Source organism: Vibrio artabrorum, assembly GCF_024347295.1.
Classification (GTDB): Bacteria; Pseudomonadota; Gammaproteobacteria; order Enterobacterales; family Vibrionaceae; genus Vibrio; species Vibrio artabrorum.
In genome coordinates this window covers 682478-707523 of the sequence record NZ_AP025459.1, presented here as the reverse complement: position 1 = coordinate 707523, position 25046 = coordinate 682478, and the positions used below count along the sequence as shown (strand labels likewise).

Genomic DNA, 25046 nt, shown 5'->3' with positions numbered 1-25046 from the left:
TTATCACCTCCTTTGGCCCATACTTTAGAGGCGTGACGAGATTAAAAATAGCGAGTAATATTAACCACAACTGTAAGGAAAACTTACCAATGAAAAAACTCGTTCCGCTTAAATCTATTTATGCTTTTGTTGCTGTGGCTGAGACAGGCAGTATGACCGAAGCGGCTCGCGTATTGTATGTGAGTCACTCCGCCGTGAGTCAGGCCATCAAGTCATTGGAACAACAGGTCAATAAACCTCTATTTCAACGAGTCGGTCGCCGCGTTGTTCTTAATGCCGCAGGTAAGCGATATTACCGAAAGATCGCTCCGGCGCTCGAGCAAGTGATTGAGGCAACCGAAGAGCTGGCCAAAACACCCAACGATCATCGCATTACCCTCAACATGGTGAATTCACTCGCGATGCACTGGTGGATACCACGAGTTCCCGAATTTCAAGCATCCGCTCCCTCACTGGATATTCGTATTTCTACGTTAACGGGCCCTTTCGATATTGAGCAAGAAGGGGTCGATGTTGCACTCGTCCATGGCAAGCCAAATGAATGGCAACAGTATTACTGCGAGAAACTGGGCGACGATGATCTGGTCTTGGTGTGCAGCCCTGCTCTATTGAAAAACCAGACCGAATTAACCGTTGAGCAACTGGTTAAACAAAACTCAACCATTGGTGTTTTTAACCTCCGGCGACAACACGACTGGCAAGTGTGGTGTGATCACTACCAAATCCCAATGCCCAAATTTCATAGTAATCTAACTTTTGATGTCTCCATTCAAGCTGTGCAAGCTGCGACTCGTTCATTAGGTGTGTTGGTTACACATCGCTTGTTTGTGAAAGATGACATCAGCCATGGGATGCTCGTCGAACTGGGTAAACCGGTTGCTAACCCGCACCAAGATTTCTACTTTGTTTGCCCAAAGAATAAATTAACGCAAGAAAGTGTGCTAAAACTGAGGGTATGGTTAAGAAGTGAATTCGCACGTTCAGATCAGAGTTCAAGCATAAATACGACGAACGACCGCGAATAACATGCCCTATTGAACATCAACAATGAACAGACAAGAGGACAATATGATTATTACCACCACGCAATCTGTCGAAGGCAAACGCATTGTCGACTATAAAGGGGTTATTGCCGGAGAGGCGATTCTAGGGGTTAACGTTTTTAAAGATATGTTTTCAGGCATTCGTGACTTTGTCGGTGGCCGTTCTGGCACCTATGAAAAAGAACTGGAAAAAGCCCGTAACTTCGCCTTTAAAGAGTTAGAGCAGAAAGCCATTGAAGCGGGTGCAAACGCTGTAGTGGGTGTCGATATCGATTATGAAGTATTAGGGACCGGGAATGGCATGTTGATGGTATCCGCAAGCGGAACCGCCGTCGTTGTCGCCTAATCGAGCAAAAGCTTAACGACTTGATGGCTTTAGCGCTTGATAGCTTGATAGCTTGATAATTTAAGAACTTGATAGATTGGGTAATTAATCACTTAAGCACCAGAATAGCCAGATAATTTTATGAAAACTCGTTCCAACCCTTTGGTGAGTAATCGTCTAAGGGTTGGAACGATGATAAGCCATGGCTGAATTTGGCTTGAATCTATTTAACTGGTGCGACTTTTTTGCTCAGAGAGCAGGTCATCAAATGAGGCAACTCTCGTCAAAAATGCCGCTTTGTTTTCAGGCGAGATTGAACTGGCTAAAGGCAAGTTAGCTTTCATTGAATCCACCGCTCTTCCACGCACCAAGACTTCAAAGTGTAAATGAGGCCCCGTTACACGGCCTGTCGAACCAGACAGCGCAATTTTCTGACCACGCTTGACCTGTTGTCCTTTCTTAACGAGGAACCGACTGAGGTGCAAGTAACGAGTCTTATAAACACTATTATGCTCAATCACGATGTATTTCCCCGCATAGGGGTGGTTACGAATAGCGATAACCCGACCATCACCAGTTGAATAAACCGGAGAGCCGACGGGGGTTGCGAAATCAGTACCATTATGAGGGGATATACGTCCAGTCACTGGGTGTTTTCTAAACGGATTAAATGGCGAAGTGATTCTTCGGAATTGTTTATCTATCGGGTAACGATTGAAAGCTTGCTCAAGGCTGTTCCCTTCTCTATCGTAAAAACGCCCATCAGGAGCAAGAAACGCAGCCACTTCCTTGCCTCTTAACGTAATCGATATCCCCTGCACTTCTGTTTTTCCTGTTAGCTGGTCACCAGTGTATTGCTCATTCACCAATACGTTAAACTTATCACCCGCTCTTAACTGCTTTGAGAAGTTAATTTTATCTCTTAACGTTCGAGTAATACTCGCGATCTGCGCCGTCGTTAAGCCCGATTTATACGCCGATGCAGAAAAACTGCCGAGCACTGTACCGGAGTAAAGCTTTTCTTTCCATTTACTCGGCAACTCCACAAATTGGTAGCTAAAATGGCCATCATCATTTCTTTTAAAGATCGCTTGTTCAACCAAACTCTCGTGATAAATCAATTCAACTAAATCTCTCGACTCACTATCCAAAATCAGCTCTAGACGATCACCCGGCTTGATCGTGTCGAGTTTCAAAGACTCAAGATCCGCCTCCATCACCTTATAAAACGTTCCATAAGGCAGGTGCAAAGATGAGAATATCGTACTGAGTGTATCGCCAACCTTCACGAAGTAATGCACTTTCATTCGCTTTTGGGCGCTAATATTTGAGTCAGAATGTGAGCTTGATAACTCCCTTTTATGAGCGAATGAGCCTTCATAAGGGGTAATTTGGATTGAAATATCTTTGGGTGGTTCGGATTGAAAATAGAGCAAAACAGACAGTGAAAATGCACTGATAGCAATAATGATCAGGCCAATACGGAAGAACTTCATAAAATACTTTACGGTTATAACAGGGAACTTATTATGTGTTATAACATAACAATTAATTCAAGAGAATAAACACGATGTAAAAAGCGTTCTATAAATCAACTCATCTAAAATGTATCGCTCTTCAGTGGCCTGTCTAAGTACGCCTTGTCAGAGTATTTTACCTCTTCGTTCGCAAAGCTCATCACGCTAACCACAGTGATAAAGACCACCAATAAGACTCAAGCATTTTACATTCCTTGTACCTCTAATTGTTTAATTCACGGTATCTCGTCATAGCCAAACAACCGGGTTAACGAACATCCATGTGACCAGCGAAAAAGTGGTTTACTGGGCCATGTCCTTTCCCGATCTCCAGTTCATCAGCATGCGCAATCGCCTGTGAAATATATTGTTTTCCTAGATCAACCGCCTCTGTGAGCGTGTTGCCTTGAGCGAGAAAAGAAGCAATTGCGGAAGAGAGCGTACAACCCGTCCCATGGGTATTTTTTGTATAAAAGCGCTTAGCTTGAATCAACGTTGACGTCGCGGGTAGAATCAGTAAATCATTACTGTTCTCATCCTTCTCCAAATGACCACCTTTTAACAGTACCGCTTTGGCACCCAAAGCGCGCAGATCTTCAATCATGGTCTGCATTTCTTGTTCGCTTTCAGGCCGAGCTTTGCCCGTGAGCGCGGCACCTTCTGGTAAGTTAGGCGTGATGATGTCTGCCAGTGGGATCAGCTCTTGCTTGAGTGTCATGATGGCTGAGTTTTCTAATAGAAGATCACCACTCGTTGCCACCATGACAGGATCAATCACTAAGTGCTTGGGTTGATATTGCTTCATTTTTTCAGCGACAACTTGAATAATTTGCGCATCCGCCAACATGCCGACTTTTACTGCCACGATATTAAGGTCAGTAAAGACAGCATCTAACTGGCTCGCAACGTGACCGAGCGGGATAGAAAAAATAGCTGAAACACCTTGGGTGTTCTGCGAAGTAATCGCGGTAATCACTGAACAAGCAAAACTGCCTGTTGCTGATATCGCTTTAATATCAGCCTGAATGCCTGCACCACCACCACTGTCAGAACCCGCAATGGTTAAAACAATCGGCGTTTTGACCGACAAAGGTTGGTCTGCTGAGGCGTGAGTATTGCTTGGTAATATTTGAGAATTGGAATGCAGTATCATGGTCTCTCCTACGGTCTAAAAGACGTATGAGAACCGAACTTTGGCCACAAAAATTGTTGATAGGTGAAACCAATAAGAGATCATGGTTGAGTCACGCTGCGGGCAAAGTCATCATAGTTCCCTACGCCAGTGTTAACTGAATCAGGTTCAACGGGTCTCGAATAACGATCTCAGCAAACACCAACTAAGGTATACGCCCCCCGACTATTGATAACGATAGTAACAGTACTCTCTTGAACGAGATACTGGTTTTACTGCTTTATGAGAATGATTGATGGTGAAACATCACTCGCCGAGATTAAACGACTTGACGCCATACTTGCCATCATCAAGCACAAAAAAAAGTCGTTAAACAGGCTAACACTGTATTTTAACGACTTTTTCATTGCATGGTGATTGCGCTAAACAATATGAATATTAGCCCACATTCACTCACTTATTTTTGAAGTTGCTCTTTGGCTGCTTCAACTTTCGAGAAGTCTAGACCGAGTTCTTCAACCGCTTCTTTGATCAGTGCAGGGTTTTGCATTACCTGACCCATTAGCATTTGAAGTTTATCTTGTGGTAAACCAAGTTGGCTGATCGTCGCCATTGCTGCAAGAGGATTCTCTGTCAACGCTTGGAACAACTCGTTGATTTTCTCATCGCTAATATTGTTCTCTTTCAACATTGCTAAAATCGGGTTCATTTTTTTTACCTTTGAAACACTAAAATTAAGTAGAAGAACAGCATACCATCTAGCAGTGTTTGATTGTACTCACTCGTACGCTTTGATCTTACCCGTTTTTAATCCATCGTCTGGTGAACAAGTGACAAACCAGACAAAACCTTAGCAGTATTTTATTTAGCAAACCTTCTTTTATCGCCTCATTATTCACCTGAGACAAATAATGAATTCACAATTAGCACCATTATAAGATAGACATTGAATAGATATACTTTATTCAAGCAAAAGGATAGCAAACAGACTTATACAACGGATTCTGTGATTGATATCAACGAATTAAACTTAAAGAACAAGAGTGCTTATATGACAACGTCAAAAATTCAAAACTCGATCAAAACTATGGCAATAGCAGGTTCATTGTTAGCAGGTAATGCAGTTCAAGCGAGTGAACTTACACCTCAAATATTTGTTAGTGCGGATCAATCAGCTCAAACATTAGAAATTAAGCAAGCAGCAATGAACTACGCTAAGTTTTGGGATACTGGTGAAGAAATGTATGCGCGTGAAGCTTTGCTTGAAAACTTTCAAGACATGACGCCGCCAGAAGGCAGAAAAGAAGGCATTGAAGGTGTACTAGAAGCTTCTCAAAACTTCCGTAAGGTCGTACCAAACTTACATGTAGAAGTAGAACATTTACTTATTACTGGTGACTTTGCAACGATTCGATACCGTTTCAAAGGCAATTTTAACGGCAAGATGGGCGATACTGTAGGTCAAGGTCAAGTTGTCGATTTCCCAGCAGTCGATATCTACGAAGTGCATGATGGTAAAATTACAAAAAATTGGCACTTAGAAGACTATAATACTTTCTTCTCTCAAGTAAAATAATCTCTACTGTAAGTTATTTTAGGCTTACATCTTAATCAAAAAATGCTCGATGTATCTCATCGAGCATTTTTATACTTTTAGTGCTTCTTAGCTCGATGCATCACTCGTCACTGTTTCCAATATGCATTTTGAACCAAACAACTTTTATACCCTAAATTAAATCTCAAATTGCTTTTTATTCATCCGCTTATAACCCCGCCGTATTAATCCAAAAACTCAAAGTTCACCGTCAATTAACTAGTTTGTATTGTTTCGTAATAATGAGCAGTAAGACAACCTCGCTTCCTCACCGATGAAACAGCATTTGATTGTTTTCCTTATCCATCACTGCCGATACCTTCAACAGCCTAGAATAAGATCCAAATTCATCATTCACTCTCCCCCTCACCTCATTCTTTTTAAGAACGACTCAGTAAAAAACACAATAGATTAAAAATAATGTAGATCCGCATCACTTTTAAAAAACATGATTACAATAATTATTGAAACATAGTTTCAATATTGATAATGTTACCGGCCTAAAGGGGGTACCCTATCTAAATTGATTGCCACACTAGGCATTAAAGGAAATAACTATGATTCTGAATGCATTTAATCTTGAAGGTAAAGTCGCAATTGTTAGCGGTTGTAATACAGGTCTTGGTCAAGGTATGGCTTTAGGGTTAGCACAAGCGGGTTGTAAAGTAGTTGGAGTTAACTACACGGCACCAGAGGAAACCATTGAATTAATGAACGCGGGTGGCCATACATTCCTTAATATTCGTGCTAACTTGCTCGAACAAGACGATATCCCAACGATCATTGAAAAAGCAGTCGCTGAATTTGGCAAAATTGACATTTTAGTCAATAACGCCGGTATCATTCGCCGTGAAGATGCTATCGAATTTTCAGAGCAGAATTGGGATGATGTCATGAACATCAACTCTAAAACGGTGTTCTTCATGTCTCAAGCCGTTGCGAAGCAGTTCATAGCTCAAGGCAATGGAGGCAAAATCATCAATATCGCTTCTATGCTTTCTTTCCAAGGCGGGATCCGTGTCCCTTCTTACACCGCTTCTAAAAGTGCAGTTATGGGGATCACCCGCGCAATGGCCAATGAGTGGGCGAAACACAACATCAATGTGAATGCGATTGCCCCAGGTTACATGGCAACCAATAATACTGCCGCACTGCGTGCCGATGAAGACCGAAATGCCGCGATTCTCGAACGTATTCCCGCTGATCGATGGGGCAAACCAGAAGATATAGCTGGCCCTTGTGTATTCTTAGCCTCTGATGCAGCAAGCTACATTAATGGTTACACAGTTGCTGTCGACGGTGGTTGGTTAGCACGCTAATTAAAGTAAGGATTAATAATGTTTCTATACAACAATGATATTCAACTAGAAGACCTAGGTGATGGTGTTTCACGTAAAATTATGGCTTATAGCGATAACATCATGTCAGTAGAAGTCTACTTTGAAAAAGACGCAATCGGTGCGCTTCATAGTCATCCGCATGAACAAGTGACTTATGTTTTATCCGGTGAGTTTGAGTTCACTATTGGTGATGAAACCAAAATAGTAAAAACCGGTGACGCATTGTATAAAAAGCCAAATATTGTTCACGGGTGTCGCTGTCTAGAAAAAGGCGTATTGCTCGATAACTTTACCCCAATGCGTAAAGACTTTATCGAATAATCAATCATTCGGCTGTCCAATTTGAATATAATTTAGACAGTCAACATTAAAGATTTACCCAATTTCTATCGTAAATTATCGATAAAAACGATCAGCCCCAAACGTATGCCTAACGCGAGATTCAAGTGAGTATTTTACGAAGCTTAAAACCTTTGGTTGTATTATTGTGGGTTATGGTGCTGGCCAAGAAACAAATGATGTCACTAAGACCATGCCGATCATCTGATCGGCTTTTTTGTCTATTCCTTTACGAAAGAAATAAAAAAGAAACAGCGTTCCATTTTTACAAACCTTAATGGTACGATTAAAGATAATGGATTCATTACGTTTTTAGGAGAAATATATGCTAGTCAGTCGTGTTGCCGTTATCGGTGAGTGTATGGTGGAGCTACAAAAAGCCGGTGAACAATTATATAAACAAAGCTTTGGTGGTGACACACTAAACACCGCGCTTTATCTCTCTCGTCTTACCCATACAAATATTGTCACTTCTTATGTGACAGGTTTAGGTAAAGACCCATTTAGCCAGGCTATGTTGGAGGCGTGGAACAAAGAAGCGATCAACACTTCTCATGTACATATCTCCGATAAAAAATTGCCTGGACTTTACTCCATTTCCACCAGCGACGATGGTGAGCGTAGCTTCCAATATTGGCGTAGTGATGCCGCTGCTCGTTACTGGTTACTTGAGCAGTCAGAAGCCGCAGTGATCGATACTCTTAGCCAATACGACCTGATTTATTTAAGTGGCGTAAGCTTGGCAATTTTACCTGAAGAAGCACTCACAAAACTGGTGACCGTTCTAACGACCTGCAAAGCGCAAGGTTGTCAAATTGCCTTTGATAATAACTACCGCCCTGCTCTATGGAAGACTCCACAACAAGCTCAACAGGCCTACCAAGCGATTTTGAAACTGACAGACATTGCCTTCTTAACTTACGATGACGAAGAAATGTTATACGGTGATAAGAATGAAGAGCAAGCGATTGCTCGCACCCAAGCTTTCGGCGTAAATGAAATTATTATTAAGCGCGGTGGGGAAGCGTGCTTTGTGATCACACAAGATGAGCGAATAGAAGTTGCTCCACAAAAAGTCGACAACATTGTAGATACGACCGCAGCTGGTGATTCATTCAGTGCCGGTTACTTAGCCAAACGACTTTCTGGTGGCAGCTTACTTGAGTCAGCTCAAATGGGGCATAAACTAGCGGGTACCGTCATTTGTTTCCGTGGAGCAATTATACCAGCACAAGAAATGCCCGAATTAAACTAACCCAAAATAAATCCGCGAGAAATGCACTTTTTTGCCCCAAATTAAGCAAAAAAGTGGCAAGCAGACAAAGCTACGGTCGCAAGACCAAGACATAATTGATGATATTAAGGACAAACTATGACAACCGTTAAACAACGTTTAAGTGAAATAAAAGTCGTTCCAGTGATTGCCATTAAAGATGCGAATAAAGCAACAAAACTTGCGCAAGTTCTGGTTGAAAACGGCCTTCCGTGTGCTGAAGTGACTTTCCGAACTCCAGCCGCAGCGCAAGCGATCAAAAATATGCGTGAAGCTTACCCAGACATGCTGATCGGCTCAGGGACGGTTCTAACCACGAAACAAGTCGATGAATCGATTGAAGCGGGTGTTGATTTTGTTGTCAGCCCAGGTCTTAACCCAACAACCGTGAAATATTGCCAACAACGCGGTGTACAAATCGTCCCTGGGGTAAACAACCCAAGCCTAGTTGAGCAAGCCATGGAACTTGGCCTAGAGACCTTAAAATTCTTTCCCGCTGAACCTTCAGGTGGGGTGAACATGCTCAAAGCATTAACTGCGGTTTATCCAGTAAGCTTTATGCCGACTGGCGGTGTTAACCCTAACAATGTCAACGATTACCTAGCGATTCCATCGGTATTTGCTTGTGGTGGTACGTGGATGATCCCAACCGATCTCATTGATGATGAAAAATGGGATGAGCTTGCTACGTTAATCGCGGATGTTGCGGGTATAATTAAATAGCTTTCACTGAGTGACATCAGACACAAGTTAAAGAAGTCACCTTAATCAAAATGAGGTGACCTCTTTAATATCTTCATTCCGCAACTCAACAATCTAACGCCTCATCGTACTTGACACAAGTCTCACACCTGAACGATAAAAATGATTTCAAACTGAAGTTATTCACCGCCTAACAACTGAACACTCACCATACCGATCAAATCCTGATTCAGGCTCCTCCAACGTCATGGATCGCAAAACGAAAACTCTCACGAACGATTGCCCCAACAGACCAATCCAAAGTACTTCCCCCCATCGAGAGGGCAGAAAGCTTGACGAACAACATTGCTCTATTTACTTCATGAAAACCTTATTTCAGCGGCTCAATAAAGACGATTTACATCACACTTCTAACTCAAATCACAAAATTGAACTGCCGTTTTGATTTTAATCACATTAAAAGGCACTAATAATATCTAGTATATAATCAAAATTAAAACAACGTTTCAGGATGAGTTCTATGAATTATGATTACCTCGTAATAGTGGGTTACTTTGCCTTAATGGTAGTAATCAGTTTGCTATTTAAAAAGATGGCCAGTAACAGTACCAGTGACTATTTCCGTGGGGGCGGTAAAATGCTTTGGTGGATGGTTGGTGCCACCGCATTCATGACACAATTCTCAGCATGGACTTTTACTGGTGCCGCTGGTAAGGCGTTTAGTGATGGCTTTGCTGTTTTAGGTGTGTTCATCGGTAACATATTCGCCTATATTGTCGCTTACTTCTACTTCGCGCGCCGTTTTCGTCAAATGCGTGTAGACACCCCAACCGAAGCTATTCGACGCCGTTTCGATAAAACTAATGAACAATTTTTCACTTGGATCATTATCCCACTTAGTATTATAACCGGTGGGGTTTGGTTGAATGGCTTAAGTGTCTTCGCATCTGCGGTATTCAATGCCGACATCATGACCACTATTTGGGTAACAGGCCTTGCTGTCCTCATAATATCTTTATTAAGTGGAGCGTGGGGCGTGGTTGCGTCGGACTTTATCCAAACCTTAGTTATTGCGGTTGTTTCTATTGCTTGTGCGATTGTCGCTCTGGTAATGGTTGGCGGACCCAGTGAGATTGTTCATGAATTCCCATCTGGGTTCTTCTCTGGCCCTGATATGAACTATCCAATATTGATCGTGACTTCATTCTTATTCTTCATTGTAAAACAATTACAGAATATTAATAACATGCAGGATTCATATCGATTCCTAAATGCAAAAGACTCTAAAAACGCAAGTAAAGCCGCTCTGTTAGCTGGGATGATGATGCTAGTCGGTTCATTTATTTGGTTTATCCCACCGTGGGCATCTGCCATTATGTATCCAGACGCGGCAGCACAATACCCAGACCTAGGAAATAAGGCTCGTGATGCGGTTTACTTGGTCTTTGCTCGCGAAGCTATGCCAATTGGTACCGTTGGTTTATTAATGGCGGGACTTTTCGCTGCTACCATGTCCTCTATGGATTCAGCACTTAACCGTAACTCTGGTATTTTCGTTCGTAGCTTCTATGCCAATATCATTCGCAAAGGTCAAGCAAGTGATCGTGAGCAGCTAAGAGTTGGTCAAATCACCTGTATTGTAAATGGTCTATTAGTCATCTTGACTGCTCAATTCTTTACTTCATTGAAAGAACTCAGCTTATTTGACTTGATGATGCAAACGTCAACGTTGCTTTCTGCACCAATGCTTGTACCTCTGTGTTTTGGTATTTTCATTCGTAAAACACCTAAATGGGCACCATGGGCAACCGTTGTATTTGGCGCCTTCGTTTCTTACATGATGATTAATGTCTTTACCCCACAAGTGATCGGTTCATGGTTTGGACTAGAAAACCTAACAGGACGTGAAATTTCAGAATTCCGTACCACCACAACCATCATTGCTCACTTAGTCTTCACGGCTGGCTTCTTCTGTGCCTCAACCTTGTTCTACAAAGAAGAAAGCAATGAAAACCTAGAAACCCAAGAAGCCTTCTTTAAAGATATCGAAACGGAAGTTATCTCTGAAGAAGATCAAGATATCTACGACCGCATGCAACGTAACAAGCTTGGAACGCTCGTGATGGTTATGGGGGCCGGCTTATTAATAATGACAATGATTCCTAACCCAATGTGGGGACGATTGTTATTCCTTGGATGTGCGGCGGCTATTTTCCTTATCGGCTTCGTCTTGAAGAAGAGCGCTGGCGTTGATGACGTTAAAACTGTCACTTCATCAGTTCGATAAACAATAACTTGTAATTCAATGGCTACTCACAATATCACTTGCGAAGTAGCCATTACTCTTAAAGCACTAACACTATTAAGACATAACGGTAAGTCAGACGCTAACAAGTTAAAATATGGCGGTATACATTGCCAAAATCCCGAAAAATTACAGTCTTTCTTAATGCTGTCAAACACAAACTCACCGTTCAAAATCCCGGTTAACACATAGTTAAACGGGATTTTCACTTATCCGACTCTGAAATCTGCCAGTGTCATCTCTTTTCACCCTGCCGCAGCCATATTTCAGACAAAAAAGCCACTTTAAAGTCTCTCCATGTCATTGTAAGGTATAGTGCGTTTAGCCACCTAAGTAGACAAAGTGATCGACTTACTTCAAAGTAATAAGATGGAATAAAATGAATAACTCAAGACTCATAGATTGTAGCGAGGACATTGATATTACGTACCTATCTAACTATTTTGTGCGACCGCTTTTAACCTTACTTCTTTTAAGTAGTTTTGTTTTTTCCATTGCGGCGTCTGCCGAAGATATATCCAGCAATGTAACTCAAGGTGGGAGTCGCCTAGATAGCGGTGGTTACTTTGAGCTTGGAGCGAGTGTTATTGCCCTCAATCAAGTCGATATTCGTGATATCGAACACAGTGATATTCAGCCACTGTTTATGCTCAATGGCATTTATCAATATAAAGGGCTGTTCGTCGAGTTGGTTCATCTATCTCAAGATGGGACCAATCTAGGGTATAACTTTTGGAACTCAGAACACTGGTCCCTTGATTTCTTGGCCGCAAATGTCGAGATGACATGGCAACGACCTAATGGCCTAGACGTTAGCTCATTGAACGAAGCGCAAAGAAATGAGTATCTGATGTCTAATGAGTCTCTCTATATCGGTGCTGGTATGCGTGCTACCCGCTATTGGGATGAAAACTACGTATTTCAGTTTCGTGCCGTGAGTGATTATTACAATAACCAAGGCTTTCAAAGCACAATAAGGTTAGGTAAGTCTTGGCAGTTGAGAAACCTGAACCTATATACGCTAGGTGGAGTGACCTACCTGTCTAAACAATTAACTCGTAATGTCTATGGTGTCAGCAACGAAGAAGCAACTGGGCAATTTTACCAATACACACCTGAAAGTGCGTTTAACTACAGTCTAGAGGTGGGTGCAGCCTACCCTATCAGCGAAAACTTCGTATTCCGCTCTATCTACCGCATTACTGCGCTATCAGATGAGATTACGGAGAGCCCCTTTAGTTTGGGGAATTATAGCTCGCTATTTAACGTCTCTGTAAGCTATGTATTTTAGGGGGAGGCATGAATAAACTCTTTTTGTGTTGTCTCTTTCTCTTGTTGATGAATGCCCAGCCAGCGTCAGCGGCTGAACAAACCGTCAATTTCACAGCAACTCCGGAGCAATGCGTTGCCCTTCACAAAGGGCAGACCTGCTATCAAAACATTCAGTTTAAATGGCAAACCCCCAATAAGGGAAAATACTGCTTATTACAGGCAGCCGATAGTCAAAGGGTTATTTGTTGGGAAGGCAATTTTTTGCAACACTATGAATACAGCTTTGAACGCACAAACACCACGGCTTATCGATTAATTGAGCAATCGACAGATAGGATATTGGCCGAGGTTAAAGTGGTGGTGATTTGGGTGTATAAAGCACCTAAGCAATCTCAATCAGGATGGAGATTATTTTGAGCGACAAAAAACACATATTGGTTGTTGAAGATGACACATCGCTGGCCGAGTGGATCGGAGATTATCTACTCGATCACGACTACAGCGTGACGGTGGCAAGTCAGGGGGATTTTGCGCTACAGATGATCGCTGAAGAAAGCCCAGATCTTGTCTTGCTGGACGTCATGCTCCCCGTAAAAGATGGGTTTGATGTCTGCAAAGAGGCGCGAGTGTTCTATTCCGGTCCCATATTGTTTATGACAGCTTGCGTGGAAGATGGGGATGAAATCAAAGGCCTCGAAGTGGGTGCGGATGACTACCTCACTAAGCCAGTACGCCCCAAAGTCATGCTCGCTCGCATTAAAGCACTACTGCGCCGCTCTACTGATGAAAAGCAGAGCCAATTACTGCAGTTTGATTCTTTAACACTAAATGCCACAGCAAAATCAGTCTCGGTTGGCAGCTACAATCTCGATCTCAACGCCAATGAATTTGATGCTTTTTGGTTGTTAGCCTCTAAAGTGGGAACGGTAATTCCCCGTACAGACCTGACTACTGAGTTGCGAGGTATAGAATATGATGGCTTTGATCGTTCGATTGATAACCGTATCTCACGCCTAAGGAAAAAGCTCCACGATGCCCCTCAGCAAGCCTACAAAATCAAAACTATTCGTGGTCAAGGCTATCTATTTTGCCGTGATGATAACTCGTAGATTATTATCTTAATATGAGAAAACTCATTGCTTCGCTAGTTGTAGTCGTCCTTGCTTCCATCGTCATCTTAGGTTGGTCAATCACTGAGTATGCGTCCCAACACGAAGTTCCGTCGGCATCAACAGTCGCGAGAGAGCGAATAGTGGCGCTGAAGATAGCTGGGACAAGCTTGTCTCGCACCCTTGATGATCCTAAGTTAGATAGCCAACCGCTTATCAAAGGCTGGAATCGGAGCAATGATGAACAATTATCACTGATTAATGAGACGAGTTTTCCTTTACCACCTTCATTAAAATTGCAGTTTGAATCGCAAGGATTCTTAGTCCTTGAATCAGATGAAGGTGTCTCACTTCACTATCGCTTACCTAATATCGGCAAGGTACTTAATATTAAGACTCACTTATTGCCCTTAGAAGATCAGTCACTGGCACTTAATCGAATCTACACCACACTTTTTTATGTTGGGATCGTGATTATTTTGTTGCTCTGGGTGTCTCCATTGATTCGGCAGTTACTGAATCTAAGTAAGGTGACCAAATCCTTCGGCATGGGTGATCTTCAACAACGTATACAGGTGAATCGGTCATCATATATTGCTGAGATAGAAACCGAATTTAATCGAATGGCCGACCGTATATCACAACTTGTTGATGACAATAAGTTACTAAGTCGCGCAGTTTCTCATGATCTAAAAACCCCTATAGCTCGACTCAGGTTTGGCATTGAGGCTCTCGAAGAAACCGATAGCGAAACGCTAAAGCTCAAGTACTTTACCCGCATCAATCGTGATTTAGATACTATGGAAGAGTTGGTATCTACTCTATTAAGCTATGCAAGACTTGATCAAGCTAATATTGAGCCTAACCTTGAGGTTATCGAACTAAATAGCTGGTTAGAAGATAAATTGTCTACCTATTCCTCGGCCACCCATCAGCTCGAATTCAAACCCAACTCTCAGCCTATAATCGTGCAGAGTGACCCCAAGTACCTGTCAATGCAATTAGGGAATTTACTCAGTAATGCTGAACGTTTTGGGGTCTCGCAAATAGCCGTACAGCTAGAGCTAAAGGATGGGATTGCTGAGCTTAGTGTATCTGATGATGGCAAGGGCATTGATGAGGAAGAAGCAAAGCAAGTGATCAAGCCCTTTGTGAGAGGGCTTCAAAGCCGAGATAACGCAGGACATGGTATGGGGCTTGCGATCGTGATGCGAATCGGTGCTTGGATGGGGTCGAAGCTCTCAATCCATCGTTCACAAAATCTTGGTGGCGCCTGCATGAGATTAAGCTTGCCTACCCTAGATAAAGAAAAGCACCCGACCGTTAACAAGTAGGGTGCTTCAAATCAATCAATACTCTTGAGATTATTTATCAACGTCTAAGTGCGCTAGAATGTATTCCGTATCGTAGATACGACCCTGAGGATTGCTAGGTTTAACTTTTAAGCCCGTCACTTCAACAACGCTAGAGCCTTCTTTAGTCATACTAGACGTACCTAACACGAATCCATCATTAACATCCGCTACACCAATTTGACCGACAGAATCGCGATTGGTGAGCTCAGTGGTGTAAGTAAAGTAAGGAAGTCCTGCGTCATGGCACAGCTGCGCTGCTTTAAACATCACATATTCACGAATCTTAGCTCTATCTGTGTAGTTGTTGCCGACAAAGCTGATCTGCCAACTTTCAGGAGCAATCTGCGTAGTCGTAAAGCCTTTACCAAACGTCCAAAAGCTCTTTTGCGTGTTATAAGGCGTAGCACAAGCGCTCAATAGTATTGCAACAGCCGCCACGATTGATAACTTTTTAAATAATTTCATTATATTGTTCCTTAATTTAGAAGGTGTAGTTCACGCCGAAAGTGGTTGCCCATTGGTTCTTGTTATCAATGAGTGGTGATTCTGCAAGAGCAGAGTCTAGGTACGAGTAGCCCGTTGCTTGAGTGATATCGAGATGCTCCGTGATAGGGAAAATCATGGTGTAACCTACTCTGTATGCAAAGGCACCGTTAGCCTTGTATTCTGAACGCCCCACTGTCGCCTCAGAAGAAGACACACCCGCATAGTAATTCACGTAATCTTCACTGTAGTAATGGACTCCTGCGTATGGAACAAAATCCATGAAGTCAAATGCCATTGGATGATAGTAAGTCAGGTCGGTTTGGAAGCTTTTATAAACACCGGTAACGTCGTGTTGGAACTTACCAGAAAGGGTGCCTTGTCCTAGGTGGAAATCAGCATTCAAACCAATATCACCACTGATGTCACGATCGTCCATGCCTTTTAAGATTTTCGCATCGTCAGCTTCAAAGCCTGGGTTAGCAACCATGAATACACTCATATTGAGCACATCATCATTGCTGCCTACAAAACGGTAATTGATACCACTCCCCAAATCGGCATTCAAATCTTCACCATGATAACCACCATTGAGATAAACAGCAGTCTGGTGCTTTTGGCCTTTATAGAATTGGCTTGCCGTAACGATACCGCCTCCAACAAACGCCTTACCTTCATGGGTGTAGATGTTGCCGCTACGGATATAAGTGTTTCCTGCGTCAGCCAAAGCTGCATGTGAAAATAAAATGGTAGAGATAATTAAAGTGATTTTTTTCATGATCAAAGCCCTTTTCGCTCGATTAACCAGACAGTGATGACACTATATGGCAAAGCAATCAGAAACTTTGTAACCAAATGTATCCCGACTGAGTTACAAAAACTCAGGTAGGCAGAAAGGAAGTTGGGGGGGGAACACGACACAACAAAAAGGAATCATATCGACTCAATTTACCACGACTAAAAACAAACAAATCGAGCAGTGTCTACCTCAAAAGAACTGTATTTTTCTCGGCTATCGCTACTTCCTCGCCACTTGCCAAATTTCAGGTAAAAAAAGAGCCACTCTAAAGTGGCTCAATTCTTAAAATTTCAAACAGTCGTTTTAAACGTTACTCTTTGCCGAATACGTTGTTTTCTTGTTCTTGTACACGGATGAAAGTCGTACGCTTCGTTAGCTCTTTAAGCTTTGCTGCGCCTACGTAGGTACACGTTGAACGTACACCACCAAGGATGTCAGAAATTGTATTATGAACTGAACCACGGAACGGAAGTAAAACCGTTTTACCTTCCGCAGCACGGTACTTAGCAACACCACCTGAGTGTTTCTCCATAGCTGACTGCGAAGACATGCCATAGAACTTCATGTATTGCTTACCCTCTTTCTCTACAACTTCACCGCCTGACTCTTCGTGACCGGCTAACATACCGCCCAGCATGACGAAGTCAGCACCGCCACCGAAGGCTTTAGATACATCACCCGCACATGAACAACCACCGTCACCGATGATCATGCCACCCAGGCCGTGTGCCGCATCGCCACATTCGATGATGGCTGAAAGTTGAGGGTAACCTACGCCGGTTTTAACACGAGTCGTACACACAGAACCAGGGCCGATACCGACTTTCACAATGTCTGCACCAGCAAGAATCAGCTCCTCACACATGTCACCCGTTACAACATTACCAGCAGAGATAACCTTGTCTGGGAATTCAGCACGTACACGTTGTACGTATTCGACCAAATGCTCTGAGTAACCGTTCGCGATGTCGATACAGATGAATACAAACTCTTCGCTAAGCGCCATGATCTTCTTAACTTTCTCGAACTCAGCGTCTGACGTACCTGTTGATACAAATACATTGTTCAGTGTTTTCTTGTCTGCCGTTTTCGCGAACTCAGCCCACTGCTCTACTGTGTAGTGCTTGTGTACTGCCGTCATAACACCGTGCTCTGCTAGAGCTGATGCCATTTCAAAGCTTGCTACCGAATCCATGTTCGCTGCAATGACTGGCGTACCAGACCATTGACGACCGCTATGCTTGAATGTAAAATCGCGGGTTAATTCAACTTGAGAACGGCTTTTCAGGGTAGAACGCTTCGGACGGAAGAGTACATCTTTGAAACCTAACTTAAGTTCTTGTTCGATACGCATGGTGTTTTCCTTGATTCATAAAATTATGTGTCTCTCGCGAAATGCGTAGCAAAACCGTTGGCAGACGATTTTACTTTTCTTCGGACACAAAAAAACCGGAGCGTTGGCAGACGCTCCGGTTTTCAGCATTATAGGTCGTGATTTAGTAACAGCAAGTCTGATATTTCACTTTTTTTTGTGCTATCCTCTCAAAGATTCCATACCCGCTAAAAAACGCACCGCCTTTCTATCCACTAAAACCCCACTAATCAAATACTTAGACAGAAAATCACACAAACACGACCCGCTTATCACGCAAACGTTTTCTTTTATTTTTGACAAAACTTACTTCTTATCTAGCAAATATGTGAAGAAAGCCCGCCAAATTTACATAAAAATCACCCTTCTATTTTTGCAAAAAGATCGCTTTTTCCTTAAATAAATTCCATTTTTCTCGGTCACCGACCCAAAATGGGCAAATTCATGGCATTCTTATCGAGTCAATGATGATTTGAGGTAAGTGACTGACTTGCGTCAGAAGTTGGGAAATAAAAGATTTTAAAGATAACCGAGGGGAAACAACGAAACTTTGAACCAGCCATCCGAAGGCCAAAACACAAAAAGTGACTAAGGTAGTTAGCCTTAGCCATTACGTTACGATCATCTAACAATGATTGAAATCACCCTTTAAATTCGATTCCCGCTCTTTTGAGACATCAAGGCTTCCGCTGTCGCATCTTGAATAGATAAGAACAATGACGTCACTTGACCCGTTGGTGAACGCATTGGATTGAGCGTCACGTTTTGATACATAAAATCCGCTTGCTGGGTTACTGGTCTAACATTACGACACTTAAAGAGATAAGGCCTCTGTTGCCATGTAATAAAGCTTCGACAACCTAAATCGTAAACGGGCTTAGTTTTCAATCTAAACCACTCTTTGGGAATCTCAGGAAATAACTCAAAAATGGATTGACCAATCGCATCATGTGACTGCTTACCGCTATGGTGAGTCATGAAACCATTCCACACTTGAACTTGAAAGTCACGATTGATGACGACCAACCCCATATCGACGTTTTGAACCATATCCACCATCCAGTGAAATTGCTCAAACTCGGCAGGAAGATGCAGCATATTAAAACTCCTCCATTAAATAGGCCAATTTGTTGTCTAAAAGAGGTAGAGATTCATCAACAAACATAAACAGAAGATCACAACGGATTGAAGTGCCATCAATGTTATAGCTGACTTCGAAAGTCATCGTCTTTTTAAACGAACCACTGGTATTTTCAATCACTGAATCAATCGAGAGATGTTGCCCTAACAGCACAGGAGAGCTCTGGAAAAAACGGACTTCTGATTGCTCCCCTAACCCATTCAAGAATGAACCAACCAGGATATTCGATACATCCATCAACAGCTCGAGTTCTTCAAGCTGCTCACTTTCTGTTGATACCTTCATGAGCTTTTTCAGGTCACTCACACTGGAGTCACTCAACAAGACTAACGCTTCACCGGCTATCCCTTCGCCACTAAAACCTTGGCAAACACCGGAGACTTGATCGTTGTTCGCCAGGTCGCGAAGTGCCATGTGCAGCTCACTCACCTCAAAGATGTTCACATTCGGTAACGGCAAATGTACAAACACGTCAAAGTGGCGTGCTAAAGCGTCGGCGGCACGGCCTATTGCGACATTAGCCACTTCCATATAGATATCGCGTCTGCGTAGTATTGGAAGCTCTAAAGGGGAAGGGATAACTAATTGAGGTTGTTTTGGCGGCTCGGCATGCTCACGTAAAATCGCTTTTAGCGCTTCTTTATCGATCGGCTTTTGCAAAAACGCTTTGGCGCCAAGGCTCATAACTTTCTGTTGCGCTTTGGGCTGAATATCACCAGAAACAACCACAACAGGTGTCGTGTCTCCCAAGCGTTGCATCTCTTCCAATGTGCCATAACCATCTAATTCTGGCATCGTAAGGTCGAGGAACATCAGTTTAAACTGATTATTAGCGAGCTCTTCAAGTGCATTAAGCCCATGAACAGCAAAAGTTATATCTGCATTTAGAGAACTAGGCAGTGATCTAGCCATCTGCTTTCTTGCTAACGCAGAATCATCACATATAAGAACTGGGAACGACATAAATGCACCACTGACAAATTAAAGCTAATTCGCAGAAGTGTAACAGATCATTACGGCATCAGGTACGGAATGGATGGATTTATATTTAGATTGTTGGTGACATGAATAATATAAGTGAGCGGCCAATACCTTACATTATTCTTTATTTAAAAGGGTCTTCCCCTAAAATAGTTGTCACTCAAATCCTATACAAGCCTTAGTCAGCGAGTTTGTAAAGACTCAATTGAGTTATGTGTACCTTCATTTACGTATTGAATACATGAAAGGTTATAGCTGATATGCTGGCCATAGGATCAGCAGTGCAAAACGCACAATGACGGCAAATACCAATAAAGCGATACCCAGACGATACCATTTGTATTCTGCGATATTCATAGGGATGCGCTTGTAAAACATCGTAATCACCCCCTTCCAATCACTGCTGCGTCTTCCGTACTGCATCATGCTTGTTAAAACAAACAATGCCCCCAGTACGAGCATTCCTTTTTCAACCCAAAACAATCCCACTTCCATTCGTTATTTCCTCGATAAAATGGTGAGCAACGCCCATCATTCTGGTCACCTTTGCACTCGGTTTCTGTAAGACCAAGGTCTAATTCATTCTGCCCCCATTTGCTTCACATCTTTGTTCAATCATGGATATGCATGGCTCTTCAGTGCTGAAGACGGATTATTTTTTTGAATAACGCACATCAATTGGATGAGTAACAACATACCCGTCACCCCTAAACCAACGCCAATACCGCCCCAAATCCCTGCCAATTGAAATGGTGGCATCAAGTACCACGCGGCAGGTAGGCCAAACACCCAGTAGCCGATTGCGGTCATTACTGTTGGCATTGACACAATCTTCATTCCCCTCAGAAGGTTAATAGCCAGTAACTGCCAAGCATCAACGACAAAGCAAAGCGCGACAACCCAAATAACCGACGCCAACAGTGAAGTCATCGCGCCCGTACCATCATCCAGTTTGAAGAGAGAGGCGATCATTTCTGGCCATAAAATGAAAACAGCCGACAATACAACGCTTAACCCCGTGACTAATATGAAGCTTTGAATCGATGTTTTTTTAATGCCTTGATAGTTGCCTGCGCCAAAATCTCGTCCGACCAAAATCGCCGCGGCTTGTGAGAAACCAAAATTAAAGTTCCAAGTAAAGCTTAAGCATTGCAGTAGGATTTGGTGCAAGGCTAATGAGGCAATACTGATCGTTCCTGCCATCAAGGTGCCACCATATATCAAGCCATGTTCAAGTATAGCCGCCAACCCAATAGGCAATCCCATCAATAACAAAGGGTTCACGAGTTTAATCGAATACTCTTCTCTATTTAACCAAGGGGCGAACTGCTTGAATTCGTCACGCTTGAATACCCAAACTGTGTATCCAACCATCACGATAAATGCCGCGATAGCCGTACCTAACCCTAAACCGGTTAACCCCATGTCTAATTGGAACGTTAAGAAATAGCTCACTGGCACATTCAAAATCACGGTGATAATAGACATCACTAGAATAGAACGCACATTACCAAACGCACTGGTTAAGCCACGCAGTACCAACAAAATAAGTGAAGGCAGCATCACCCATTTCAAGGCATGCACATATTCCATGGCTAAAGTGATCACTTGTGGCGGCTGTTTTGCCGCTTCTAATACCAACGGAGCAAACCAGAAGCTGGCCATTAAGATCACACTGAGCACAAATGCCAACATAGTTGCACCTTTCACAGCCAATCGAATTTGAGTATTACCAAATTCTGGACGAGCCACGCGTTGACCATAAGCGATCGCGATCAAGTTCGCGACGCAGCCAACCGTGCTACTCGCAATAATGAAAATAAAAAAGTAGATAGAAGCACCTAGCCCACCGGCCGCAAGGGCTGACACACTGATGCGCGACATCATCCAAACATCCGTCAGGACTAACGCCATCGAAATCAGCTGTGAAATGATCAAAGGGAATGCGAGAGTGAGTATTTTTTTCATGGGCGCCTCTGTTAATTTCGCCCAAAATACAATCGATGAGGCTAGCGTTCAATTGATAAATTTGCGATCCTAACATTCCTTAAACTCATGCGAACGAATTATGACCCCATATCCTAGCTTGCCATCGTCCCATAATGGCTTAAAAGCCTTTGAAGCTGCAGCAAGGCTGATGAGCTTTACTCTGGCTGCCGAAGAGCTGCATGTGACACAAAGTGCGATCAGCCGACAGATCAAGCAGCTTGAAGATGAGTTAAACGCATCGCTGGTTGTTCGTAAGCATCGAGCGATTGAATTAACGGTACAAGGTCATGATTTGTATGTGGCTTTGCGAGAAAGCTACGGTAATATCGAAGCCATTATCGGCTCTTGGAGTGAGCCCAAGCAGAAACGTATCGTGATCAAAGCGACTCTGAGTTTCGCGACGCGAGTATTGATCTCTAAAGTAAGGGAATTAAACGAGCGTTATCAAGATCATGAGATCGTCATTGTTCCTGTGATTGAGGAAGAGGAATCCATCAATAGTAGTGAATATGATCTATTGATCTTCCACACGCGCTTCAAGAAACGATATGACAAAGCACCTGATATCACCTTCTTGCGCGAAGAGTTTATGGCACCAGTTTGCTCGACAAGCTTAACCACCAAGGACACAGATTTAGATTCGATCTTAACCTTACCAAGACTCCATCCAACCTTAGATCACCACGACTGGAAAATGTGGTTGGCCGATGTTGAATTTCCACCAAAGAACCCCGTCCGAAATACCAGCTTCTTGTCTCTAGATATGGCACTGAGTGCTTGCTTGTCGGGTGAAGGAGTGACGGTCACGGATCTATTATTAGTTCAACAAGACCTTCAACGTGGCTTCTTATACTGCCCTAAGTACGTAAAGATCCAACACAGTGCTTGGACCTATTTCATGCACCAACGTACCCACACACCAATTATCAATGACCTAATCGAATGGCTTAGGAAAGAGACAGCAAAAGAGATTGAGTTGCTGAAATCACTCTCACAACAGAACCATTGGTTTGGTGTTATTACCGCTCAACAGTAACGGTAAACCTTAAGCCCAGACATAAATCATGATTCTCTTCACTTTTTGATTCACACTGATGCGAGCTGAGCTTGTACGCAATACATCCGCAGCAATGGCATACCCGTCTTTGAAATTATTGCCGCTAACTTGCCATATTACGTCACTCACTCGTGGTGTTACGTAATTTGGGATCATCACTCAGATACTCAACAAACTCGATTTCAAAGCCAGCGGGATCCACAAAGTAGACGTTTTTTCGATAAGGTTCTTCGACGCCAGGTTTGGCAATGGGGAAGCCTGCATCAACAAGCCGCTTAGTCACGTTTTCAATATTATTGGTCACATAAGCGAAATGCGCGAGGCCAACAGAGTGCCCGGCCAAATCTCTATTATCACCCTCACCATGATCACTCAGTGCGATATACTGGTAATCGTCACCAAAATGCAACCAGTGACGTGGCTTACCTGACCACTCTCCTTTTCCCTCATCACGGACATACCAATGAGGAAATGCCGCTTTATAGAAAACCAACATTTCAGGAATGTCTTTTACCACTAAATTTACATGTTCAAGTTGGATCATTCTTCTCTCCCTAAAGTATTCTCGTAAACAATGTTGCGTATCCGACTTTCTCAAATTAAGTTGAAATAAAGCAATAATTTATATTGATTTGGAGAACATTTTTCTCGCCCAAATGGGTCTACTTTAACGGCATACAAGCTTAAGTTTAGACGACGAGCCCCAATGTGACTTCCTGGATAACTCACTTATTAAGAGGCAACCTTTAAGCAAAGATCCAACAACACTAAATATCAATAGAACCAACTTGATCATGCTTTAACGATAAGCCTTGTTGAAAAAAGTCTAATGAATATCGAGGTCATTTAAGGTGGGTAAACGGATTTTTAGTCAAACTCAAAGACAAAAAAACGAGCCACTTGGACTCGCTTTTCGGTTATGTATTTATCGTTTAGTCACACTATGCTGTGATTAAAAAGCCCAGCATTATGGCTTCGGCTGATTCAACTCAGCATCAAGAGCCGCTCGCCCTCTCAAACTAAAACACTTGTGCCATTTGATTGGCATCATCGGAATAACGATGAGACTGATCCCAATCAACGTCAGAATATCTGGAATTTCGTCAAACCACATCACGCCAAATAACGTCACAAACACCAATCCTGAATACTCTGCGAGCGCAATTTGGTTGGCCGGTGCTTTTTTATATGCCACGACCACAAGCGCATGGTACCCAAGAACAAACAGGTTGATTGCCATGATCCACCCAACATGACGCCATTCAATCACTGACCATGTTGGAAGGGCAAATATCAACGCAAGTGGTAAAGTCATAATGCTTGTCCAAAACAGAGTCGAGATAATATGTTGCTCTGCGTTTAGTCGTTTAATCAAAATATTTCCGACGCCCATCGCGAGTGCACTGCCCAAGCCAGCGATGGCCGCCCAATGAAATTGCTCCGGACGTAACACAATTAATACCCCCACGAAACCAATCAGTGTCGCTATCACTTTTGAGGATGTCGGTCTTTCCTTCAACAACACGATCGATAATGGAAGCATGAGTATTGGCCCAACATAGAACATCGCATTGGCCGTCGCTAACGTCAGATGTGTGATAGCAATCATCGCGCAACCGCTTCCCACTAAGATAAATTGGGCTCGTAAAAAGTTAATGCGACAACCACCTTGCATGCGTGTTTCCTTGGGGAGTTTCAACCAAAAAGGGAGCAGTAATATCACGCTCATTAGTTGACGGATAAACACATACTGGAATGTCGGAACTTCACCATTCAATACTTTTAATGAGACATCGGAAAAAGACGCAAGTAGATTTGCGAAGACCAAAAGAAAAATGGCGTGGTTAGTGGCTTTATTCATGCGGGAACAGAACTATACATTTGTCATACAATTATGGCCGCACATCATACATGAGAA

At 42.8% G+C, this 25046-nt stretch carries 25 protein-coding genes and 1 riboswitch; of the genes, 13 read left to right on the top strand and 12 right to left on the bottom strand.

Features of this window, described 5'->3' with window-relative positions:
* Positions 1–89: 89 nt before the first annotated feature.
* Both OCU36_RS17255 and OCU36_RS17250 read left to right on the top strand, forming a co-directional pair.
* Entirely contained in the window at positions 90–1025 is a 936-nt protein-coding gene (locus tag OCU36_RS17255) for a LysR substrate-binding domain-containing protein (RefSeq protein ID WP_261839777.1), read from the top strand.
* 43 nt (positions 1026–1068) lie between these two features.
* Positions 1069–1389 (top strand): heavy metal-binding domain-containing protein, encoded by a 321-nt coding sequence (locus OCU36_RS17250; protein WP_192891963.1) that lies wholly within the window; start codon positions 1069–1071, stop codon positions 1387–1389.
* Between the two features lie 206 nt (positions 1390–1595).
* Here the strand turns inward: OCU36_RS17250 and OCU36_RS17245 are convergent, their stop codons facing one another.
* The 3 genes from OCU36_RS17245 to OCU36_RS17235 form a co-directional block, all read right to left on the bottom strand.
* A complete protein-coding gene (locus OCU36_RS17245) occupies positions 1596–2864 on the bottom strand; it encodes a peptidoglycan DD-metalloendopeptidase family protein (protein WP_261839776.1) in 1269 nt (422 codons plus the stop codon).
* 289 nt (positions 2865–3153) lie between these two features.
* Positions 3154–4038, bottom strand: a complete 885-nt coding sequence (thiD, locus tag OCU36_RS17240) for a bifunctional hydroxymethylpyrimidine kinase/phosphomethylpyrimidine kinase (protein WP_261839775.1) — start codon at positions 4036–4038, stop codon at positions 3154–3156.
* 101 nt (positions 4039–4139) lie between these two features.
* Positions 4140–4251: riboswitch (TPP riboswitch) on the bottom strand.
* A 223-nt stretch (positions 4252–4474) separates the two neighbouring features.
* On the bottom strand, positions 4475–4726 hold the full coding sequence (locus tag OCU36_RS17235; protein WP_261839774.1) for a DUF2999 domain-containing protein: 252 nt from the start codon (positions 4724–4726) through the stop codon (positions 4475–4477).
* A 237-nt stretch (positions 4727–4963) separates the two neighbouring features.
* Here OCU36_RS17235 and OCU36_RS17230 point away from each other — a divergent pair, with 237 nt between their 5' ends.
* From OCU36_RS17230 to OCU36_RS17185, 10 genes are all read left to right on the top strand, one after another.
* Positions 4964–5593: an ester cyclase gene (locus tag OCU36_RS17230; protein WP_261839773.1), complete on the top strand. Its 630-nt coding sequence runs from the start codon at positions 4964–4966 to the stop codon at positions 5591–5593.
* A gap of 575 nt (positions 5594–6168) precedes the next feature.
* On the top strand, positions 6169–6930 hold the full coding sequence (gene kduD, locus OCU36_RS17225; RefSeq protein WP_261839772.1) for a 2-dehydro-3-deoxy-D-gluconate 5-dehydrogenase KduD: 762 nt from the start codon (positions 6169–6171) through the stop codon (positions 6928–6930).
* A gap of 18 nt (positions 6931–6948) precedes the next feature.
* Positions 6949–7272: a cupin domain-containing protein gene (locus OCU36_RS17220; RefSeq protein WP_261839771.1), complete on the top strand. Its 324-nt coding sequence runs from the start codon at positions 6949–6951 to the stop codon at positions 7270–7272.
* A 343-nt stretch (positions 7273–7615) separates the two neighbouring features.
* Complete coding sequence (locus tag OCU36_RS17215; protein ID WP_261839770.1) at positions 7616–8545, top strand: 2-dehydro-3-deoxygluconokinase; 930 nt, start codon at positions 7616–7618, stop codon at positions 8543–8545.
* Between the two features lie 117 nt (positions 8546–8662).
* Positions 8663–9286 carry a bifunctional 4-hydroxy-2-oxoglutarate aldolase/2-dehydro-3-deoxy-phosphogluconate aldolase gene (locus tag OCU36_RS17210; RefSeq protein WP_261839769.1) on the top strand — a complete coding sequence of 208 codons (624 nt, stop codon included), beginning with the start codon at positions 8663–8665 and terminating at the stop codon, positions 9284–9286.
* 499 nt (positions 9287–9785) lie between these two features.
* Positions 9786–11552, top strand: a complete 1767-nt coding sequence (locus OCU36_RS17205) for a sodium:solute symporter family protein (protein ID WP_261839768.1) — start codon at positions 9786–9788, stop codon at positions 11550–11552.
* A gap of 397 nt (positions 11553–11949) precedes the next feature.
* Positions 11950–12861, top strand: a complete 912-nt coding sequence (locus tag OCU36_RS17200; RefSeq protein ID WP_261839767.1) for a MipA/OmpV family protein — start codon at positions 11950–11952, stop codon at positions 12859–12861.
* An 8-nt stretch (positions 12862–12869) separates the two neighbouring features.
* Complete coding sequence (locus OCU36_RS17195) at positions 12870–13259, top strand: DUF3019 domain-containing protein (RefSeq protein WP_261839766.1); 390 nt, start codon at positions 12870–12872, stop codon at positions 13257–13259.
* On the top strand, positions 13256–13951 hold the full coding sequence (locus OCU36_RS17190) for a response regulator transcription factor (RefSeq protein WP_261839765.1): 696 nt from the start codon (positions 13256–13258) through the stop codon (positions 13949–13951). Before OCU36_RS17195 ends, OCU36_RS17190 begins: the two co-directional genes overlap by 4 nt.
* A gap of 143 nt (positions 13952–14094) precedes the next feature.
* The gene (locus tag OCU36_RS17185; RefSeq protein WP_261839764.1) at positions 14095–15285 is read left to right on the top strand and encodes an ATP-binding protein; all 1191 of its coding nucleotides are present in this window, start codon (positions 14095–14097) and stop codon (positions 15283–15285) included.
* 30 nt (positions 15286–15315) lie between these two features.
* On the opposite strand, the gene OCU36_RS17180 is transcribed toward OCU36_RS17185, so the two are convergent.
* The 7 genes from OCU36_RS17180 to OCU36_RS17150 form a co-directional block, all read right to left on the bottom strand.
* Entirely contained in the window at positions 15316–15771 is a 456-nt protein-coding gene (locus OCU36_RS17180) for a CC0125/CC1285 family lipoprotein (protein ID WP_261839763.1), read from the bottom strand.
* Between the two features lie 16 nt (positions 15772–15787).
* Entirely contained in the window at positions 15788–16567 is a 780-nt protein-coding gene (locus tag OCU36_RS17175) for a MipA/OmpV family protein (protein WP_261839762.1), read from the bottom strand.
* 331 nt (positions 16568–16898) lie between these two features.
* Positions 16899–17942: a GMP reductase gene (locus OCU36_RS17170; protein WP_261839761.1), complete on the bottom strand. Its 1044-nt coding sequence runs from the start codon at positions 17940–17942 to the stop codon at positions 16899–16901.
* 666 nt (positions 17943–18608) lie between these two features.
* Complete coding sequence (locus tag OCU36_RS17165; protein WP_261839760.1) at positions 18609–19058, bottom strand: PAS domain-containing protein; 450 nt, start codon at positions 19056–19058, stop codon at positions 18609–18611.
* A gap of 1 nt (position 19059) precedes the next feature.
* On the bottom strand, positions 19060–20064 hold the full coding sequence (locus tag OCU36_RS17160) for a response regulator (RefSeq protein WP_261839759.1): 1005 nt from the start codon (positions 20062–20064) through the stop codon (positions 19060–19062).
* A gap of 267 nt (positions 20065–20331) precedes the next feature.
* On the bottom strand, positions 20332–20577 hold the full coding sequence (locus tag OCU36_RS17155; RefSeq protein WP_261839758.1) for a hypothetical protein: 246 nt from the start codon (positions 20575–20577) through the stop codon (positions 20332–20334).
* Positions 20578–20697: 120 nt separating this feature from the next.
* Positions 20698–22050 carry an MATE family efflux transporter gene (locus OCU36_RS17150; protein ID WP_261839757.1) on the bottom strand — a complete coding sequence of 451 codons (1353 nt, stop codon included), beginning with the start codon at positions 22048–22050 and terminating at the stop codon, positions 20698–20700.
* 100 nt (positions 22051–22150) lie between these two features.
* Between OCU36_RS17150 and OCU36_RS17145 the strand changes: the two genes are divergently transcribed.
* Positions 22151–23107, top strand: a complete 957-nt coding sequence (locus OCU36_RS17145; RefSeq protein ID WP_261839756.1) for a LysR family transcriptional regulator — start codon at positions 22151–22153, stop codon at positions 23105–23107.
* A 142-nt stretch (positions 23108–23249) separates the two neighbouring features.
* Here the strand turns inward: OCU36_RS17145 and OCU36_RS17140 are convergent, their stop codons facing one another.
* On the bottom strand, positions 23250–23672 hold the full coding sequence (locus tag OCU36_RS17140) for a VOC family protein (RefSeq protein WP_261839755.1): 423 nt from the start codon (positions 23670–23672) through the stop codon (positions 23250–23252).
* Between the two features lie 423 nt (positions 23673–24095).
* A complete protein-coding gene (locus tag OCU36_RS17135; RefSeq protein ID WP_261839754.1) occupies positions 24096–24989 on the bottom strand; it encodes a DMT family transporter in 894 nt (297 codons plus the stop codon).
* Between the last annotated feature and the right edge of the window lie 57 nt (positions 24990–25046).

What these genes read in the sequence shown, in the direction of transcription:
- OCU36_RS17255 (WP_261839777.1), top strand. Translation starts at nt 90, where the DNA reads ATGAAAAAACTCGTTCCGCTTAAATCTATTTATGCTTTTGTTGCTGTG.
- OCU36_RS17250 (WP_192891963.1), top strand. Translation starts at nt 1,069, where the DNA reads ATGATTATTACCACCACGCAATCTGTCGAAGGCAAACGCATTGTCGAC.
- OCU36_RS17245 (WP_261839776.1), bottom strand. Translation starts at nt 2,864, where the DNA reads ATGAAGTTCTTCCGTATTGGCCTGATCATTATTGCTATCAGTGCATTT.
- thiD (WP_261839775.1), bottom strand. Translation starts at nt 4,038, where the DNA reads ATGATACTGCATTCCAATTCTCAAATATTACCAAGCAATACTCACGCC.
- OCU36_RS17235 (WP_261839774.1), bottom strand. Translation starts at nt 4,726, where the DNA reads ATGAACCCGATTTTAGCAATGTTGAAAGAGAACAATATTAGCGATGAG.
- kduD (WP_261839772.1), top strand. Translation starts at nt 6,169, where the DNA reads ATGATTCTGAATGCATTTAATCTTGAAGGTAAAGTCGCAATTGTTAGC.
- OCU36_RS17220 (WP_261839771.1), top strand. Translation starts at nt 6,949, where the DNA reads ATGTTTCTATACAACAATGATATTCAACTAGAAGACCTAGGTGATGGT.
- OCU36_RS17215 (WP_261839770.1), top strand. Translation starts at nt 7,616, where the DNA reads ATGCTAGTCAGTCGTGTTGCCGTTATCGGTGAGTGTATGGTGGAGCTA.
- OCU36_RS17210 (WP_261839769.1), top strand. Translation starts at nt 8,663, where the DNA reads ATGACAACCGTTAAACAACGTTTAAGTGAAATAAAAGTCGTTCCAGTG.
- OCU36_RS17205 (WP_261839768.1), top strand. Translation starts at nt 9,786, where the DNA reads ATGAATTATGATTACCTCGTAATAGTGGGTTACTTTGCCTTAATGGTA.
- OCU36_RS17200 (WP_261839767.1), top strand. Translation starts at nt 11,950, where the DNA reads ATGAATAACTCAAGACTCATAGATTGTAGCGAGGACATTGATATTACG.
- OCU36_RS17195 (WP_261839766.1), top strand. Translation starts at nt 12,870, where the DNA reads ATGAATAAACTCTTTTTGTGTTGTCTCTTTCTCTTGTTGATGAATGCC.
- OCU36_RS17180 (WP_261839763.1), bottom strand. Translation starts at nt 15,771, where the DNA reads ATGAAATTATTTAAAAAGTTATCAATCGTGGCGGCTGTTGCAATACTA.
- OCU36_RS17175 (WP_261839762.1), bottom strand. Translation starts at nt 16,567, where the DNA reads ATGAAAAAAATCACTTTAATTATCTCTACCATTTTATTTTCACATGCA.
- OCU36_RS17170 (WP_261839761.1), bottom strand. Translation starts at nt 17,942, where the DNA reads ATGCGTATCGAACAAGAACTTAAGTTAGGTTTCAAAGATGTACTCTTC.
- OCU36_RS17165 (WP_261839760.1), bottom strand. Translation starts at nt 19,058, where the DNA reads ATGCTGCATCTTCCTGCCGAGTTTGAGCAATTTCACTGGATGGTGGAT.
- OCU36_RS17160 (WP_261839759.1), bottom strand. Translation starts at nt 20,064, where the DNA reads ATGTCGTTCCCAGTTCTTATATGTGATGATTCTGCGTTAGCAAGAAAG.
- OCU36_RS17155 (WP_261839758.1), bottom strand. Translation starts at nt 20,577, where the DNA reads ATGGAAGTGGGATTGTTTTGGGTTGAAAAAGGAATGCTCGTACTGGGG.
- OCU36_RS17150 (WP_261839757.1), bottom strand. Translation starts at nt 22,050, where the DNA reads ATGAAAAAAATACTCACTCTCGCATTCCCTTTGATCATTTCACAGCTG.
- OCU36_RS17145 (WP_261839756.1), top strand. Translation starts at nt 22,151, where the DNA reads ATGACCCCATATCCTAGCTTGCCATCGTCCCATAATGGCTTAAAAGCC.
- OCU36_RS17140 (WP_261839755.1), bottom strand. Translation starts at nt 23,672, where the DNA reads ATGATCCAACTTGAACATGTAAATTTAGTGGTAAAAGACATTCCTGAA.
- OCU36_RS17135 (WP_261839754.1), bottom strand. Translation starts at nt 24,989, where the DNA reads ATGAATAAAGCCACTAACCACGCCATTTTTCTTTTGGTCTTCGCAAAT.